This is a genomic window from Caldimonas mangrovi (assembly GCF_023721835.1).
GTDB classification, from domain to species: Bacteria; Pseudomonadota; Gammaproteobacteria; order Burkholderiales; family Burkholderiaceae_C; genus Caldimonas; species Caldimonas mangrovi.
The window spans coordinates 80,085-95,617 of record NZ_JAMKFE010000007.1 but is presented as its reverse complement, the minus strand read 5'-3'; the positions used below and the strand labels follow the sequence as shown (position 1 = coordinate 95,617).

Annotated in this window: 12 protein-coding genes; 2 read left to right on the top strand and 10 right to left on the bottom strand. The window is 72.2% G+C overall.

Annotated features, from left to right (window positions below):
• Positions 1 to 68 precede the first annotated feature (68 nt).
• On the top strand, positions 69 to 911 hold the full coding sequence (locus M8A51_RS13270) for a PA4780 family RIO1-like protein kinase (RefSeq protein WP_251778953.1): 843 nt from the start codon (positions 69 to 71) through the stop codon (positions 909 to 911).
• Between the two features lie 11 nt (positions 912 to 922).
• Positions 923 to 1,432 (top strand): M48 metallopeptidase family protein, encoded by a 510-nt coding sequence (locus tag M8A51_RS13265; protein WP_251778952.1) that lies wholly within the window; start codon positions 923 to 925, stop codon positions 1,430 to 1,432.
• 54 nt (positions 1,433 to 1,486) lie between these two features.
• Here the strand turns inward: M8A51_RS13265 and M8A51_RS13260 are convergent, their stop codons facing one another.
• Genes M8A51_RS13260 through M8A51_RS13215 form a run of 10 tightly spaced genes read right to left on the bottom strand, consistent with a single transcriptional unit; the run spans position 1,487 to position 15,528 of the window.
• Positions 1,487 to 2,080 (bottom strand): putative adhesin, encoded by a 594-nt coding sequence (locus M8A51_RS13260; protein WP_251778951.1) that lies wholly within the window; start codon positions 2,078 to 2,080, stop codon positions 1,487 to 1,489.
• A gap of 40 nt (positions 2,081 to 2,120) precedes the next feature.
• The gene (locus M8A51_RS13255) at positions 2,121 to 2,921 is read right to left on the bottom strand and encodes a hypothetical protein (RefSeq protein ID WP_251778950.1); all 801 of its coding nucleotides are present in this window, start codon (positions 2,919 to 2,921) and stop codon (positions 2,121 to 2,123) included.
• 38 nt (positions 2,922 to 2,959) lie between these two features.
• Positions 2,960 to 5,065 carry a hypothetical protein gene (locus tag M8A51_RS13250; protein ID WP_251778949.1) on the bottom strand — a complete coding sequence of 702 codons (2,106 nt, stop codon included), beginning with the start codon at positions 5,063 to 5,065 and terminating at the stop codon, positions 2,960 to 2,962.
• Positions 5,066 to 5,075: 10 nt separating this feature from the next.
• On the bottom strand, positions 5,076 to 7,262 hold the full coding sequence (locus M8A51_RS13245) for a phage tail protein (protein WP_251778948.1): 2,187 nt from the start codon (positions 7,260 to 7,262) through the stop codon (positions 5,076 to 5,078).
• A gap of 3 nt (positions 7,263 to 7,265) precedes the next feature.
• Positions 7,266 to 8,672, bottom strand: coding sequence for a hypothetical protein (locus tag M8A51_RS13240; RefSeq protein WP_251778947.1), 1,407 nt, complete (start codon positions 8,670 to 8,672; stop codon positions 7,266 to 7,268).
• Positions 8,641 to 10,704 (bottom strand): putative baseplate assembly protein, encoded by a 2,064-nt coding sequence (locus M8A51_RS13235; protein WP_251778946.1) that lies wholly within the window; start codon positions 10,702 to 10,704, stop codon positions 8,641 to 8,643. Before M8A51_RS13235 ends, M8A51_RS13240 begins: the two co-directional genes overlap by 32 nt.
• Positions 10,691 to 14,071, bottom strand: coding sequence for a putative baseplate assembly protein (locus tag M8A51_RS13230; protein WP_251778945.1), 3,381 nt, complete (start codon positions 14,069 to 14,071; stop codon positions 10,691 to 10,693). Before M8A51_RS13230 ends, M8A51_RS13235 begins: the two co-directional genes overlap by 14 nt.
• Entirely contained in the window at positions 14,068 to 14,559 is a 492-nt protein-coding gene (locus tag M8A51_RS13225) for a GPW/gp25 family protein (protein ID WP_251778944.1), read from the bottom strand. Before M8A51_RS13225 ends, M8A51_RS13230 begins: the two co-directional genes overlap by 4 nt.
• A gap of 2 nt (positions 14,560 to 14,561) precedes the next feature.
• Positions 14,562 to 14,843 carry a PAAR domain-containing protein gene (locus tag M8A51_RS13220; RefSeq protein WP_251778943.1) on the bottom strand — a complete coding sequence of 94 codons (282 nt, stop codon included), beginning with the start codon at positions 14,841 to 14,843 and terminating at the stop codon, positions 14,562 to 14,564.
• A gap of 10 nt (positions 14,844 to 14,853) precedes the next feature.
• Positions 14,854 to 15,528 carry a phage baseplate assembly protein V gene (locus tag M8A51_RS13215; protein ID WP_251778942.1) on the bottom strand — a complete coding sequence of 225 codons (675 nt, stop codon included), beginning with the start codon at positions 15,526 to 15,528 and terminating at the stop codon, positions 14,854 to 14,856.
• Positions 15,529 to 15,533: the final 5 nt, after the last annotated feature.

The window sequence follows — 15,533 nt, the reverse complement described above, 5'->3', positions numbered from 1 at the left end:
GGGCGCTCCCCCCATGCGGCATGCCCCTTCATCTCAGGCCCACGCGAAAGGACGCGACAATCCGGGCGATGAAAATCCCCGCCCGTCTGCAGAACCTGGTGGCCGAAGGCCTCATCGACGGCGTCGTGCGCCAGCTGAAGAGCGGCAAGGAAGCCGACGTCTACGTGGTGCGATGCGGCGACGAGACATGCGCGGCCAAGGTCTACAAGGAAGCGCACAAGCGCAGCTTCCGCCAGGCGGTGGACTACACCGAGAACCGCAAGGTGCGCAACAGCCGCCAGGCCCGCGCGATGGCCAAGGGCACGGCTTTCGGCCGGCAGCAGCAGGAGGCGGCGTGGCAGAGCGCCGAGGTGGATGCGCTGCGCCGTCTGGCGGCCGTCGGCGTGCGAGTGCCGCGGCCGGGCAACTTCCTCGACGGCGTGCTGCTGATGGAGCTGGTGACCGACGCCCACGGCGACGCCGCACCGCGCCTGAACGACCTGGACTTCAGTGCCGAAGACGCCGAGCGCCACCATGCGACGCTGATCGACGAGGTGGTGCGCATGCTGTGCGCCGGCGTGATCCACGGTGATTTGTCGGAGTTCAACATCCTGCTGGCCGCCGACGGGCCGGTGATCATCGACCTGCCGCAAGCGGTGGACGCCGCGGGCAACAACCACGCACCGCGCATGCTGCTGCGCGACGTCGACAACCTGCGCAGCTTCTTCGGCCGCTATGCGCCGGCCTTGCTGCCCACGCAATACGGCCCCGAGATCTGGTCGCTCTACGCCGGCGGGCTGCTCGCGCCCGGCATGCCGCTGAGCGGCCGCTACGAGCCCCAGCTGGGTGCGGTGGACCTGTCCGGCGTGCTGCGCGAGATCGAGGACGCGCGGCTGGAAGAGGCGGCCCGCCTGCAGCGCATGGCCGGGTGATGTCTTCGGCGATGAAGCTCAGGTATCTGCAGGGCTACCCGCCCGGGCTGCTGGCTCAGGTGGAGGGCCTGATCGACAGCGGACGGCTGGCCGAGACGGTGGCGCGCCGCCACCCGCAGCCGTCCGCCATCCGCAACGAGCGGGCGCTCTACGACTACGTCTGCGAGATGAAGGCTCGCCACATGAAGAGTGCACCGCCGCTCGCCAAGGTGGTCTTCGACCCGAAGCTGCACGTCGTGAAGAACGCACTCGGCACGCACAGCGCCGTGTCGCGGGTGCAGGGCGGGCAGTTGAAGGCCAAGCGCGAGATCCGCATTGCGGCGCTGTTCAAGGACGCGCCGGCCGACTTCCTGCGCATGATCGTCGTGCACGAGCTGGCGCACCTGAAGGAGCGCGAGCACGACAAGGCCTTCTATGCGCTGTGCCAGCACATGGAGCCCGACTACCACCAGCTCGAGTTCGACCTGCGGCTGTGGTTGACCGCGCAGGAGTTGCAGGGCAAGGAACCCGTTGCGGACTGACGAGGCCGGCAGACACCGACTTGCCGGCGTGCCCGGAGGGCTGCGTGGCGGACCTCACTGCGTGGGCCAGGGCCCTTTGAAGTAGTCCTTCGCCCGGTGATGGACCGGTACTTTCGCGCCGGTGCTGGACCGTTCGACCTCGGTCAGGCTGGGCGGCAGGCCGTAGCCGTCGACGCCGTGCCCCACGACACCGTTGACGGCACGGCAGGCGATCCACATCAAGACCGTGCCGGCGGCGCCGTGTGTCTCGAAGAGGGACTGGAGCGTCACGCCGTCCTCGTCGTCCACGGTGACGAGCTTGACGCCGGTCTGGGCTTCTTCGTCGTACAGGTCGTGGGTCAGGCCGGCCGGCGGAAACAGCCGATAGTTGTGAACCGGGTCACCGCCGGTCTTGATACGGCGCAGGTGCTGATCCTTCAGCATCTCGTCCTTGAAGTCCTGGTGTGCCAGCAGGTTCGCGGCCGCGGCCATCGCGTCCATGTTGTAGCGGCTGATGTAGTAGCTCAGGTGGGTCATGCGAGTGCCCATGATCTCTTCCTTGTGCCGCGCGAACAGGCAGAACTTGCAGCCGCTGGGGACGGTGACCTTGGGCGGCTGCTCCTGCGGGTCGAACCTGCCGTGCCCGAAGAGAAGGACAACGTTGGCCATGGCGTTTCAGCTCCTTGAACGACGTGCGGATTTTGCGCCTTCACTCGAAGCAGGCCACAGCGGTCTGCAGCCGCTGTGTCGCCAGCAGCACGCGCCGATGTTCGTACTGCGGCGGGTGGCTGGTCTTGTACTGCTCGCTCGGCGCCTCTGCGGCCGGGAACGCGACGGTGGCGATCACCACCCACGGGTCGCTCACGCAGGGGGGGCAGGCAGGGGCCGGGAAGCGATGGCGGCGTCGGATGTCGGTGGCGGCCGGCTGCTGCTGCAGCGCCTGGCACCAGGCCTGGTCGTCGGCGGCGGCATCGGTGTGCGACTGCGGCAGCTTCCACAGCACCTTGATCTCGAACGACTCGCGGACGCGCGCGTATTCGCAGGACACCTCGTCGCAGCCGCAGCCGGCCGGGTGCACGCGCACCGGGCGCGTGTGGCACTCGGCATAGCGCACCGCGATGTAGGCCACCGCCGGCCGCTCGCGGCTGCCGCCCGGCATGTCGCCCTGCGGCGGGCAGGGCCAGCGCACGGTGCACGGGTCGGGCACGGCACCGAGCTTGAGGTCGACGATCACGCAGTCGTCCACCGCGATCTCGTCGCCCTGTGGTGCCACCGCGTAGCCGGGGCACACGCGCACGCTCCAGCTCTTGGCGTCGTCGGTCCATTCGACGGCCAGGCCGCACACCACGCCCCAGCCGTGCAGGTAGCGGTTGTGGCGGCGCAGCTTTTCGCGGAAGTAGTCCTGCTCGAGCCGCATGTCGTCGGCGGTGAGCATCTGCCTGGGGAAGTAGCGCACGCGCTCGAGCGGGGCGCCGCACACGGCGCAGGGAAGGTCCGACAGGTCCGACATGGTGGAGCTCCTGGTTTCGAAATTCGGGTGGGCGCGCTTCAGCGGCGCACGACGACGGCGAAGGCCGCGGTGAAATCGCCGCCGGCCGCGCCGTCGCCGGAGATCACGCCGCCGGCCGGCGCCGTGGGGTCGCCGTCGAGCGAGGTGCCGTCCAGGTCGGCCAGCGCCGGCTTGCCGGCCTGGGCCGTGCCGCGCAGCACCAGGCGCAGGTTGGTGGTGCCGCTGGGCCACTGGCCGTCGGCGTTGACGATGCGCGAGCCGCGCAGCACGTCGAAGCGCAGCGTGTCGGGGGCCTCCATCGTGACGGTGCCGGGCAGGTACTCGATGCCGCGCGCCGTCGCGTCGCGCGGCGGCAGCAGCACCTGCACGTTGTGGCGCGTGAAGTCCGGGTCGTCGAGGCCGTGGGTGATCGGCCGGGTCGGGCCCTGGGCCGCGAGCGGCTCGGTGAAGCGCACGCGGATCGACGAGATGCGCCCGTTGACCAGCGTGCGGTCGAGCGGGGAGGCCATCGTGGCCACGATGGTCTCTGCTGCTCCGACGTCGCGCAGCAGGAAGTCGACCGAGCGCACGCGCAGCGTGGCCGGCGGCGCGCCGCTGCCGACGACGAACGCACCGACGAAGTCGCCGCCCGCCGTGCCGTTGCCCGAGATGAGCCCGCCCGCGGGCGCGATCGGCTCGCCGTCGAAGGCCGTGCCCTCGGTGTTGCCGAGCGCGGGCTTGCCGGCCGGCAGGTCTTCGTTGCCGCGCAGCATCACGCGGTAGCGCCCCTTCTGCCAGCCGCCGCCGCGCACGTAGGGCGAGTCGGGAAACAGGTCGAAGCGCACCGTGTCGGCCCCCTCGATCGTCAGCGTGCCGGGCACGAAGGGCAGGCCGCCGAGCACGTCGTCGGGCAGGATCTGCACGTTGTGCCGCGTGAAGTCGGGGTCGCCCAGCCCGGGGGCAGTGGGCTTGCGCTGGTCTTGCGCGAAGGGCTGCGAGAAGCGCAGGCGCAGCGTGTTCATGTTGCGGTTGATGTCCACCGGCGTGTCCACCAGCGGGTTGGCCATCGTGGTGACCGGCGACTCCATGCCGTTGGTCAGGCGCGCGATGAAGTCCACTGTTTCCAGCCGCATCGGCTCGGTGGCGGGCGGTGGCGGGGGCTCGTGACCGTTGCAGCACTCGTCGAGCCGGTCGGCCAGGCACAGGATCAGGTCGAGCAGCTGCGCGTTGCTGTAGATGCGTGGGCGCACCAGGCAGGCGTCGAAGCGCACGATGCGCTCGCCGCGCAGCATGAACACGCCCAGCGGCACGCACGGGTCTTCGTCGGCGGGATCGCAGTGGCCGTCGAGCAGGCCGCACAGGATGCGCCGGCGGCTGTCGAGCGAGCGGCGCAGGTCGTCTGCGGTGGGCTGGCCTGGGCCCGCCGGCAGCGGCGTGGCGACGAAGTCGCCGGCCGCCGCACCGCTGCCGCCCAGCGCCGGCTGCCGCGGGTTGGCGGGCTGCGCGGTGCCGGGCGGTTGCGGCGCCGGCTCGATGGGGGGGCGCCGGCGCGGCCACAGGTGGGCGCACCAGTCGGGGTCCTGCTGCAGCGGTGCGCCAGGTGCCACCTTGAGACAGAACGACTCGACGATGGTGCCGGCCTCGCACGGCTGGCGGGTGTGGCATTCGCTCGCCAGCACCGGCTCGAAGTCGGTCTTGCATTCCTTGTAGCAAAGCCACAGCGTGTAGAGGCGGGGGCGGACGCCGGTGTCGTCGGGCGGGTCCGGATTGGCTGGGCCGGTGGGGTTGTCGGGGTTGTCCGGGTTGGCGCCGTCACCGCGCGGCGGCGGCGTCGGCTGCGGGTCTTCGCAGCAGGGCGTGCAGCAACCGCCGTCGTTGGTGAGCGGGTCGATGCACTGCCGCACCGGCACCACGATCTCGCGTCCCAGCCCGTCGATCGCGACGCCGGGGTCGACGCACAGGCGGTTGCCGTCGATGCTGACGCGCAGCCCGCACACCACGCCCTTGCCGAGCGTCAGGCGGTTGAGCAGCCACTGCTTGTGCTTGCCATAGTCCTGTTCCAGCTGGAAGTGCTGGACGTCCATCCGCTTGCCGTAGAAGTAATGGTTGCGGCGCGCGGGAGACAGCACGCGCAGCAGCGCTTCGGCGTTGTCGCAGGGGTTCATGCGGGGCTCCTCAGTTGAGCGTCATGCCGTCGCCCAGCACGAGGCCGTCGAGGCGGGTCGCGGCGTCGCGGGGCGACAGGGTGGTGTGGGTGCCGAGCTCGGCGCCGAGGCGCCAGCCGGGCCGTTCGCCGCCGACGATGGCGTCGATGCCGATGCGCGCCTGCAGGCCCACGCGCATGTCGGGTTCGACCAGTTCCAGGCGCCAGTCGGTGTGGGCGGGCTTTTCCCGGTCGACGATGCGGCGGATCTCGTCCAACAGCGCGGCATCGCAGACGCGGTAGGCGTCGACCAGCACGCAGAAGCGGTAGGCCTCGTCGGAAAACAGCGGCAGGCCGATCTGGTGTGCGGCCAGCGGCCCGCCTTCGCCGACGATGGCGCGGCCGACGGTCGTGGCGGGCAACTCGACCACCGGGCCGGCAGCCCCGGCGGGCACGCACGGGCCGCAGCCTGCATCGGCCAGCGGGACCGGCATCCCGCAGCCGGCGGGCGCCTCGAGGGCCGCGCAGCAGTCGATGGCCGCATCAGGGTCGGGCACCACCCAGCCGAGCGGGTCGAACGGCGGCAGCTGCGTGTCGAAGCCGAGCCGGGACGAGGTGCCCAGCAGCCACAGGTGGCGACCCTCGTAGGCCTCGACGATGGTGGGGCGGATGCCGGTGTGCAGCGCCACGTGTTCGGCGATCGAGGCCGGCGTGCCGCGCCGCGCATGCAGGCGCACGGCGCGCGCGATGAGCTCGCGGCATTCGTCGTCGTCGCGGATGCGCGGCAGCTCCAGCGCGAGCCAGCTGGCCAGCCACGCGAGGTGGGTGCCGGGCGCGTGTTGCGGGTCCGGCAGGCGCGGCATCAGGTCCAGCGCCTCCTCGATGATGGTGAACTCGCCGCGCAGCAGCTTGAGCCAACGTGACAGGAAACCTTCGCGGCCGTCGGGCGCCGCGTCGTGCAGCCGGTAGGTCATCGGCAGGTGGTCGAGGTAGTCCTCGCCCGGGGTCGCGGCGCGCGCCTGCGTGAGCCGCGGCGTGCGCGCGGGCACCGTGGTCGACAGCGTGACGCGCAGCCACAGGTGGCGCCGCGTGCCCGGCGCGGCCGGCGGGCCGGCCGACAGCAGCGCATCGTTCGAGGTGGCGAGTGTCCAGGCGACGGGCGCCGGCGCCTCGTTCGCCTGGTGGGCGTATTCGAGGGTGCAGCGCGTGCCTTCGGGCGTGCTCGACTCGCACCACACGCGCTCCCAGTCGGCCAGTTCGGCGGCGTCGAGCGGGCCCGCGGCGATGTGGCCTTGTGCCACGTGGGCCAGGCCGGCCGCGAACTCGTGATAGGTCGCATCGAGCCCGGGTTTCACGAGCAGGTGGCCGCCCGCGCGCAGCGCGAGCGCCGTGACCGGACCGGACCAGTGCGGCAGCACGCCGATCCAGGCGCCGTCGGCATCGAAGGCCTGCAGGCGTGCGGTGGCGGCATCGGCCACGTAGATGCGCTGGTCGTCGGCGGCCAGCGCACCGGGCAACCAGCCGGCCGGGCCGGGCAGCGGGTCGCGCGGCGTGCCGTCGGCGTCGAACACGAACACCGCGTTCGCGCCCGCGTCGCCGACCAGCACGCGGTCGTCGCGGCCGATGGCCACCCACCGCGGCTGTACCAGCAGGCCGGCGGCGGCCAGCGCCGCGTTGAACACGGCATCCGGCACGCCGCGGTCGTCGCAGCGCTCGACACGCTGTCCCGCGGCGTCCGCCACCACCACGCGGCCGGTGCTGTCCACCGCCACCCCGACCGGCTGGCCCCAGCGCGCCCAGGCCAGGTGCGGCTCCAGGGCCGGCAGTGCCAGATGCTGCACGCGTGCGTTGCCGCTGTCGGCCACCAGCAGCGCACCGGCGGCGAGTGCGAGGCCGCGCGGCGCATGGAACTGGCCGGGCGCCGAGCCGGCCGTGCCGCCCGGCGGCAACCACGCGCGGGCGTTGCAGGCGCCGTCGATGAACAGCAGCCGGTGGTGTTCGGTGTCGCTGACGAACACGGCGCCGTTGGGCCCCGCCGCGATGCCGGACACTTCGCGCGCCGCCGGCAACGGCGTCGCGATCGACACGCTGCGCCCGTCCGCCGGTGCGGGCAGGGCCGCCAGCTGCAACGCGCCGTCGCGGTCGACGTCCAGGCCCGAGCGCAGCCCGTGCCAGCGCCGCCGGTCGCGCAGCAGGAAGTGGCGGGTCGCGTCGTTCATGCGCTACTCGACATAGAGGTTGTAGTGGAGCTGCCCGCCACCGGCGGTGGGGATGAACTCGAGCACGTGCTCCTGGTTCGGCGCGAGGTCCACGCCGGGGATGCGCAGCAGGTCGATGGGCCCGGTGCCGGTGGTCACCAGCAGGTGGGCAGCGTTGTTCGCCTGGCCCAGCTTGAGGTTCGGCCAGTCGGGCCCGTTGGCCTTCAACTGCTCGAGGATCTGCGCGGTGATGTTGATGCCGTTGAGCTTGACCTGCAGCTCGCCGAAATAGGTGTAGGCGGCGCCGTTGCGCACGCCGGGCTGGTGGCCGGTTTCGTCGGCCGACAGCGTGGTGAAGTTGTGGCTGTGCGCAGGCACTGCACCGGCGGCATTGGTCTGCTGACCCGCGGCGATGCTGTGGGTGTGCAGCGAATTGATCGCGCGCAACTCGGCCAGCTGGCTCAGGTTGTGCAGCACGTGGCCGGCATCGGTGTTGGCCTTCGTGGCGGGTTCCCACAGGCGGATCGCGTAGTCGGCGTCGCTGCCGAAGTGCGCGAGCGACTGGAACTCCAGGTCGTCCGGGTCCAGGCCCTCGCCGGTGGTGATCTCGCCCATGGTGTGCTGGTGCGCGTCGACGCCCGGCTGCGTGGACAGCTCACCGTCGAGGTGGTGCGTGTGGCGCGCCAGCTCGGTGTAGTGCAGCGTCGAGAACTGCCGGCTGCGCAGGTGCAGCGTGGCCACGTTGGGGAATCCGCCCTCGAGGTGGAAGTACAGCACCTTGGGGTTGGCGGCGTTGACGTCCTTCTCGCCTTCCAGGGCCATCACGCGCACTGTCTGCGGCTTGGTCGGGATGGCGTAGCGGCGCACGCCGGGGATCACGCGCACCACCTCGCAGTTGGCGTTCAGCTCCACCTGCGCCAGCACGATGCGGCCGCTTTCCTCGGCCGGCCAGGCGTCGAGGAAACTGAACGCCCAGTCGGCAACGATGCGGCTCGGTGCGCCCCATGGCATGTCGCCGCTGCACGGCTTGTAGGGGGTGACGACCGCGCAACGCTCGTGCACCGGTTGGCGGCGGTGCTCGCGGTACGACACCGCGAGCAGGTTGCCGAACACCACGCCCGGTGTCGTGCTGGGCGCACCCATCACCAGCACCAGCACGTCTTCGGGCACGAAGATCTCGCGGCCGAGGTGGTCGAAGGCCAGCCCGCGACGCACCAGCACCTTGTGCTTCCAGGTCGGGTCGGCCGGGTCTTCGGGGGCGCGTTCGACGTCGAGCCCGACGACGATGCCTTGGGTGTACAGCGAGCGGTTCAACACGCGACGCATGCCGACGTGATGCCCCTGCTCGGTGCGCAGGTCGCTCGCGGTCAGGCGCTGGCCGTTGAAGTAGTTGAGCCGCTCACGCACAGGGTCTGTCTTGCTCGCACACATGGGCGTCGCTCCGTCTCAGGTTCAGGGGTTGTGCGCTTTGCACGCGCAGGCGGTGCCGCCCGGGCCGCACCAGTTCGTCGTCGCACAGCGTCACGTTGCCGCAGCAGGCGCCCTGGCCGCAGGGCCCGTTCAGGCCGAGCTCGCTGACACTCGCCACGCCGGGGGTCTGGGCCAGCAGGGCCATCAGCTCGTTGCGGTACACAGTGCGGCCGATCGGCCAGCCGGTGCCGTCGGGGCCGCCGGTGAGCGGGTCGAGAAAGGCATCGACGCGGGCCGCCGCGAGCTCCATGGTCGTGTCGGCGTCGTGTGCGGTGCAGTCGAGGTGCAGCGTCGCGTGCACGGCGACGCGGCGGTAGCGCGGCGGGCGCACCTGCAGCTCGCAGGTCACCAGACGGCGCGGCGCCAGGTAGCGCGCCACCGCGTCGAGCAGCGCGCGGCTGGGCATCGGCGCGGGCCGCCGGCAATGCGGCACGACGACGAGCTGCACCACGCCGGGGGCCGGCCAGCACGGCAGAGCCGGGTGGGTGCCCGCCACCGCACGCACGCGCGCCACCGGCACGCCGGGTGTCCGCAGCGCGAGGCGTTCGAAGTCGGCCAGCGTGACGGCCTTGTCGACCGAGGTGGCGTGCCGGATGGCACGCGCCTGCATCGCGCGCAGCGTTTCGCGCGGGCGCCCGCCCGTCGCGGCGAAGGGCTGCCGCACCGACAGCGCATGCGCCAGCCCGGACAGCGGCGTGGGCTGCGTCAGTGCATCGTTCGTCGCATTGACCGGCACGTGCATGAGCGAGCCGGCGGCGAGGTTGCCCGCGGGCCCTCCGCCGACACGGTAGCTCGCGTACACCTCGTGGCCGGCCGGCAGCACGGCACCGCGCAAGCCGTCGCCGCCGTGCAGCAGCCCCAAGGCCGGGTCGATGCGCACGCAGCGGTCGTGCGGGCCGCTGCGGTCCCACTCGGGCACGACGGCCCAGTCGGTCTGGACGCTGCCCGCGCCGTCGTCGATGCGCAGCGAGGTGGTGCCGTGCGCGATGGGGGCCTCGCCCAGCGCGAACAGGGGGCGGGCACGGCCATGGGCGAGGCCCAGCGATCGCTCGGGACGGCTCAGCGCATGCTCGGCCTCGACGGCGTTGAAGGCCAGGTGCAGCGCACGCGGCGGGCATTCGTGGCGGCCGCGGCGCAGGCGGCAGCGCACGCGCCAGAGGCCGCCGCTGGCCTGGTGGCCGACCGGTGCCGTGAAGCGCACGAAGCCCGACAGCGAGAGTGCACGCGTGTCGTCGACCACGTCGGTCAGCGGCTGCCAGGTGCCGCCGGCATCGAATTCCCACACGGTGGCGGCGCGGTAGTGGTGGCGCCAATGCGCGGCTTCGGCGGTGGGCTTCCAGCTGCAGGGCGGGCAGCTCGCCTGCAGGTGCTGCACCAGCGCATCGTGCTCGGCCTGCAGGCGCTGGCGCGTGCGCGCATCGGCGGACCAGGTGTCGGTCCACAGGTGCAGCGCCAGGGTCGCGCCGGGGGCATCCAGCGGCCGGTCGAAGCCGAGCACGAGTGCGGCACCGGGCCGCGGGCGCGGGCCGAGCGGCCACCAGGGGTGCGCCGTCTGGTTGTCGGCGGTGGCGTCCTCGAAGCCGCCGCCTGCGGCGCTCCAGCCGACCTGCACCAGCTGCGCCGGTGAGGCATGCAAGGCGGTGCGCGTCTCGAAGGCCTCGGCGGTGCCGGTGGCGAGCTGGATGCGCGCGGGCAGGTCGACGCCCGCGGCATTGGCATGGGCCACCGCCACCACCGTGCTCGCAAGGGTGGCCTCGCGCCGCGCATCGTCGAGCACGAGTTGCGCAAAACCGCGCAGCGCCTCGTCCGAAGGTCGGTCGTAGCGGTAGATGTTCTGCTCTGCGAGCCAGGCCGCCAGCTCCATCAAGGTGATGCCGGGGTCGGACGCGTTGTGGTCGGTCCAACCCGGTGCCAGCCGCGGGATCTGCGCGCGGCCTTCGTCGACCAGCTGGTCGAAGCCGCGGTTGTCGAGCGAGGGCTTAACCAAGGACATAGGGCACGCTCGGCACGAGGATCTTCAGTTGCGATTCGCCGGGGGCCGGCAACTGCTGCGGGCTGACCGGCACGAAGTCGCCGTGCACGGCCGAGCCGACCATGAGCTGCAGGAAATGCACGGCGTCCACCCCCGGCGTGTGTTCGACCAGCGCGGCCACGCCGGACAGGTCGACCGGCTCGCCGAACTGCCAGCCGCGCCCGTCGGCGCCGCCGCTGAGCGGGTGCAGATAGCGCGCGAGGCGCTCGCGCACGCGTGCCTCGACGCGGCCTGCTTCCTGCGCCGACACCGGCAGGATCTCGGCGCGCACGCCCACGCGCACATAACTCGGCATCACGCTGCGGATGCCGCCTGCGACGCCGGCCGGTGCGCGACGGCGCAGGTGGTCGAGCACCCGGGCCACCAGCTCGCGCGACGGCACCGGCGCCGGGTCGACCGAATGCGGCACCAGCACCAGGCCGACGAAGCCGCGCGCGCCGCGGCCGTCCAGCCCTTCGAGCGGCAACGCGCGCACGCGCGCGACATCGGGCGAGGCCTCGCGGGCCAGCCACTCGTAGTCTTCGAAGCTCACCGCGCGGTCCCGGTGCCGGACGAGTTGTACGCTGCGGTCGCGTGCGCTGCGCAGCGACTCAGTCGCGGCGCCGCCTTCGGCCGGCAGCGGGTTGCGCACCGATTCGATGAAGCCGACGCCGCTGCGCAGTTCGCGCAACGTGCCGGCCGGGACGTTGCCGCCGGTGCCGCCACCGGTGACGTAGCTCACGGCGATCGGCGCACCGGCCGGCGGTACGCGCGCGCCGGCCGGCGGGAAGCGGAACATGCCGCGCGCCCGCTCCACCACGTAGTGCCGGTCGTCGCGGCCGGTGTCGTACAGGTGCGGCCGCGCATGCCAGCGCACCCAGACGGCGGTGACCACCGAAGGCTGCTGCGGGTCGGTCTCGAAGCGCAGGTCCTCGCGCGGCACGCCGGCCACGGCCGTCTCCCAGTCGTCGCCGCGGCCGCTCCATTCGCGCACCTCGACCTGCTCGCCGGCCAGCACGGGCACGCCGTGCACCGGCACGTCCAGCGCCTGCTCGAAGCTGGCCGCGTCGCGTGCGGCGGGCGGCGCCGACGCGGAGCCGAGCGACGCCGGCCCCGCGACGGCGCGCACCGGCGGCAGCACGTAGGTCTGGTCGGGCTCGCCGCTGGCGATGCCGAGCGACTCGCGCACGTAGCGTGTGCCCTGCGAGGCCCACACGGCGTTGAGCCACACGCCCCCGAAGTGTGTGACGTGGTCGCGCGCGAGCAGCCCGGTCTTCAGCCGCGCCCGCACGCGGTACAGCGAGCCGCCCAGTCCTTCGCGCGGCAGCGCGTCGGGCGGGCCGACGAACTGCACCAGGCCGGTCTGTTGCAGGCCGAGCGTGGAATCGCGCACCGACAGCTCGGTCCAGCCGTTGCGCCCCCAGTACTCCCAGGTGTAGGGCTGCGCCGCTGCGGCCGCACCTGCCGCCGTGACCTGCAGCAGCAGGCTCACCAGCGCGGCCGGCGGGTGGTGCGTGAAGCCGAAGTGCAACGCGGGGGTGCGGTCGGCCACCGGCGCGAACGGCGCAAAGGTGCTGCGCGACCAGCGGGCGTTCTCGCTGTGGTCGGTCAACGCGAAATCGTTCTCGGCGATGCAGTACTCCAGCGTCGACGGGTTCGACAGCACCACGTAGCCGACGCGCAAGGTGCGCACCACCGGCGGCGCGAGCGTCGGGTCGACCGAGGTCACGATGTACTTGCTGCTGTCGGCCGGGTCGGGCACCACCGACAACTCGCGCGGCTTGCCGTAGTCGCCGCTGGCGATGCGCAGTCGCAGCCAGAAGGCGGACTCGCCGTTCAGCTCGGATTCGGCCCAGGCCAGCGGCGCGTTGAACGACACCACGCCGGACTTTGACGCGGCCATCAGGGCGGCGGTCGTGTCCTGCAGTTCGTCGTCGGGGCCCAGCATCGCCCAGCGGTCGCCCTTGAAGTACTCGTAGGCGAGCACCGCCGAGCCGGCGCCGGCCTCGACCAGCTCGAAGCGCAGCTCGATGCGGGCTCCCTTGCGCGAGAAGGCTTCCTTGCAGGCCACGTAGAACGACGCGTAGGGGGCGGGCTGGGTGCCGAACGGATGGAAGTCCTTGCTGATGTCGACATTGAAGCCGTCGAGCAGGGCCTTGTCGGCCACCAGGTCGGAGCGCGAGAAGCCGACGCGCGCGCGGATCACGTCGAGCCGCGGCAGCACGCCGGCCTCGTCGGCCCCATCGGGGCGCAGCGGCGGCAGCGCGTCGGCGAGCACCAGGTGTTCGCCCGGCACCAGCCCGGCCGGAATGCGGTCCAGCGTGACCGTGCGCTCGCTGGTGCGCACCACCGTGGCATGGTCGATGCCGTCCACCGTGACGACGTCGTGCGCGACCAGTTCGCGGCTGGTTTCCACCTCGAAGTCGTGTTCCTGCGGCGCCGCCGGCACGAGTTCGGCCACGACCCGGGCCGACGGCACGCGGCCCGCCACCGTGGCGCGGATCCAGAACGCGTTGCGGCCGGCCACCAGGCCTTCCTTGGCGTCGGGGCCGGTGAGCTTGCCGATGACGATCTTGCCGTCGCGCGTGAAGCGTTCGGTGCGGTCTTCCACCAGCGTGAGCGGCAGCCAGCCGTTGACGCTCAAGTACTCCCAGTCGAGCAGCAGCGGACGCTGCTGCGCTTCGACGCTGGCCGCGGCCATGCCGGGCGGCGCGAAGTCGACCGTGAGCACCACCTGCGCGGTGCCGGACAGGCGCAGCAGCTCCGGGTGGCCGAGGTACAGCCGGTGCGGCACCGGCGACATCGCTTCCAGCACCGCGAAGCCGGTCTCGGTGGCGGCGCTGTGGTCGGCGTACAGGTCTTCGGCCGGGTCGATGGAATAGCAGGCCGCCAGCCGCCCGCGCATCGCGGTGATCTCGCCCTCGGTGTAGAACTCCGGCGCCACCGGGCGCGGGGCGGCGGCGCCGGCCTCGAGCGACGGCGCCGGCGGCGGCAGCACCGCGGCCACCCGGGTGCCGGACGGCACCGTGGCGTCGCCGGTGGCACTGTCGAGCAGCTTGAACACCAGCGGCGCGCGTGCCGACTGGGCCGGCAGCACGCCGGCGCCCAGGCGGTCGAGGAACTCCAGCTGCAGGCGCAGCGGCATCGCGTTGAGTCCCTGTGCCTGCACGTCGAGGCTGCGCGCAATGATCCACGCCAGCGCCTGGCCGGCGTCGGCGGAGTTCAATCCGTCGGCGCGCCACGGGGCATGCCATTCGCCGACGTACGAAGCGCGGTCGCGGTCCAGCGCCTCGCGCCACTGCGCGAGCGCACGGTCGACGACCAGCGGGGGGCGTGCGCAGTCTTTCATCGCGCGGTCGCCGGCCCGGAGGCCGGCGTCGCCGTGGTGCGCCCTTCTTGCACATAGAAGGGGTGCACCAGGTTGTAGAAGGTGTTGGTGGTGCGCACGCGGTAGCGCACCTCGATGCGCAGCAGGCCCTGCCGCGGCTCGGCGCGCACGTCGACACCGATGCTGTCGATGCGCGGCTCCCACAGCACCAGCGCCCGCTCCACGCGATGGCGTGCGAGCGCGATCGTGGTGGTGTTGATCGGCTCGAACAGCAGGCCGCGCAGCCCGGCGCCGAAGTCCGGCCGCATGACGCGCTCGCCCGGCTCGGTGTCGAGGATGATGCGGATCGCCTGCCGGATGTCCTCTTCGTGCAGCGCGGTGGCGATGCGGCCGTCGGACACGCCCACCGGGAAGGTCCAGCCGCGGCCGAGGAAGGCCTTGGGGTCGGCCGCTGGGTGGGCGGCGTCGCCGGCGGCGGCCTCGTCGAGCAGGAAGTCGTCGTCGCTCACGGTCAGCCTCCGATGATCACGTTGGGCGAGCCGCTCGCGATCGTCGCGCCGCAGCCGGTCAGGTCGCCGACACGCGCAGCGGGCTGGCCGCCGATCAGGACGGTGGCGCTGCCTTTCGCGATGGTGTTGGGCGGGTGCGGGCCGGCTGTCGGCGGCATCAGGCAGGTGTGCGGGTCGCCCAGGCGCGCAGCCGGCAAGGTGTTGATCAGCACCGTCGGGCAGCCCGCCGTGACGAGCCCCGGGTGGGTGGTGAGCGAGAACTGCATCGCGGCGGATTGCGGCATGGTGCGGTGCTCAGTTGATGGCCACGGTCTTGCCCTGCACCGCGCAGACGCCGTCGGCCTTCACCACCAGCGCGCCGGTGCTGCCCACCTGCATGAAGCTGCTGGCCTTGATCTCGATCACCGGGGCCTCCAGCGTCAGCTTGGTGGTCGCGGTGATCGTCACGTCGCCGCCCTTGCCGATCGACACCTTGGCCAGCGGCGTGCTGATCTCGGCCCGCGTGGGGTCGAGCGTCACGGTGGAAAAGGTGTTGCTGCTGAGCGTCACGGCCTGGGTGGCCTCGTCGAAGTCGAGTTCGTGGCCCAGCGGGGTGCGGATCTTGCGCTTGGTCATCGCGTCCGTCGGGCTGAGCGCCGGCGGGCGGTCCATCGCGTTCCACAAGGTGCCCAGCACATAGGGCTCGCGCACGTCGCCGTGGTTGAAGGCCACCAGCACTTCATCGCCGATCATCGGCACGAAGAAGCTGCCGCGGCCCATGCCGGCCATCATGCTCGACAGCCGCGCCCACGGCGTGAAGCCGGGCAGCCACGGCAGCATCAGCTGCACGCGGGCCTGGCCGGTGCAGTCGATGTTGTTGAGCACCATGGCGACCGAGACGCCGTAGACCTTCTTCTCGGGCGGCTCCGAGCGCTGGCCGATGCCCTCGATTTCTCGCGTCAGCCCGAACTTGACCGCTTCGTCTGCCATGTGCC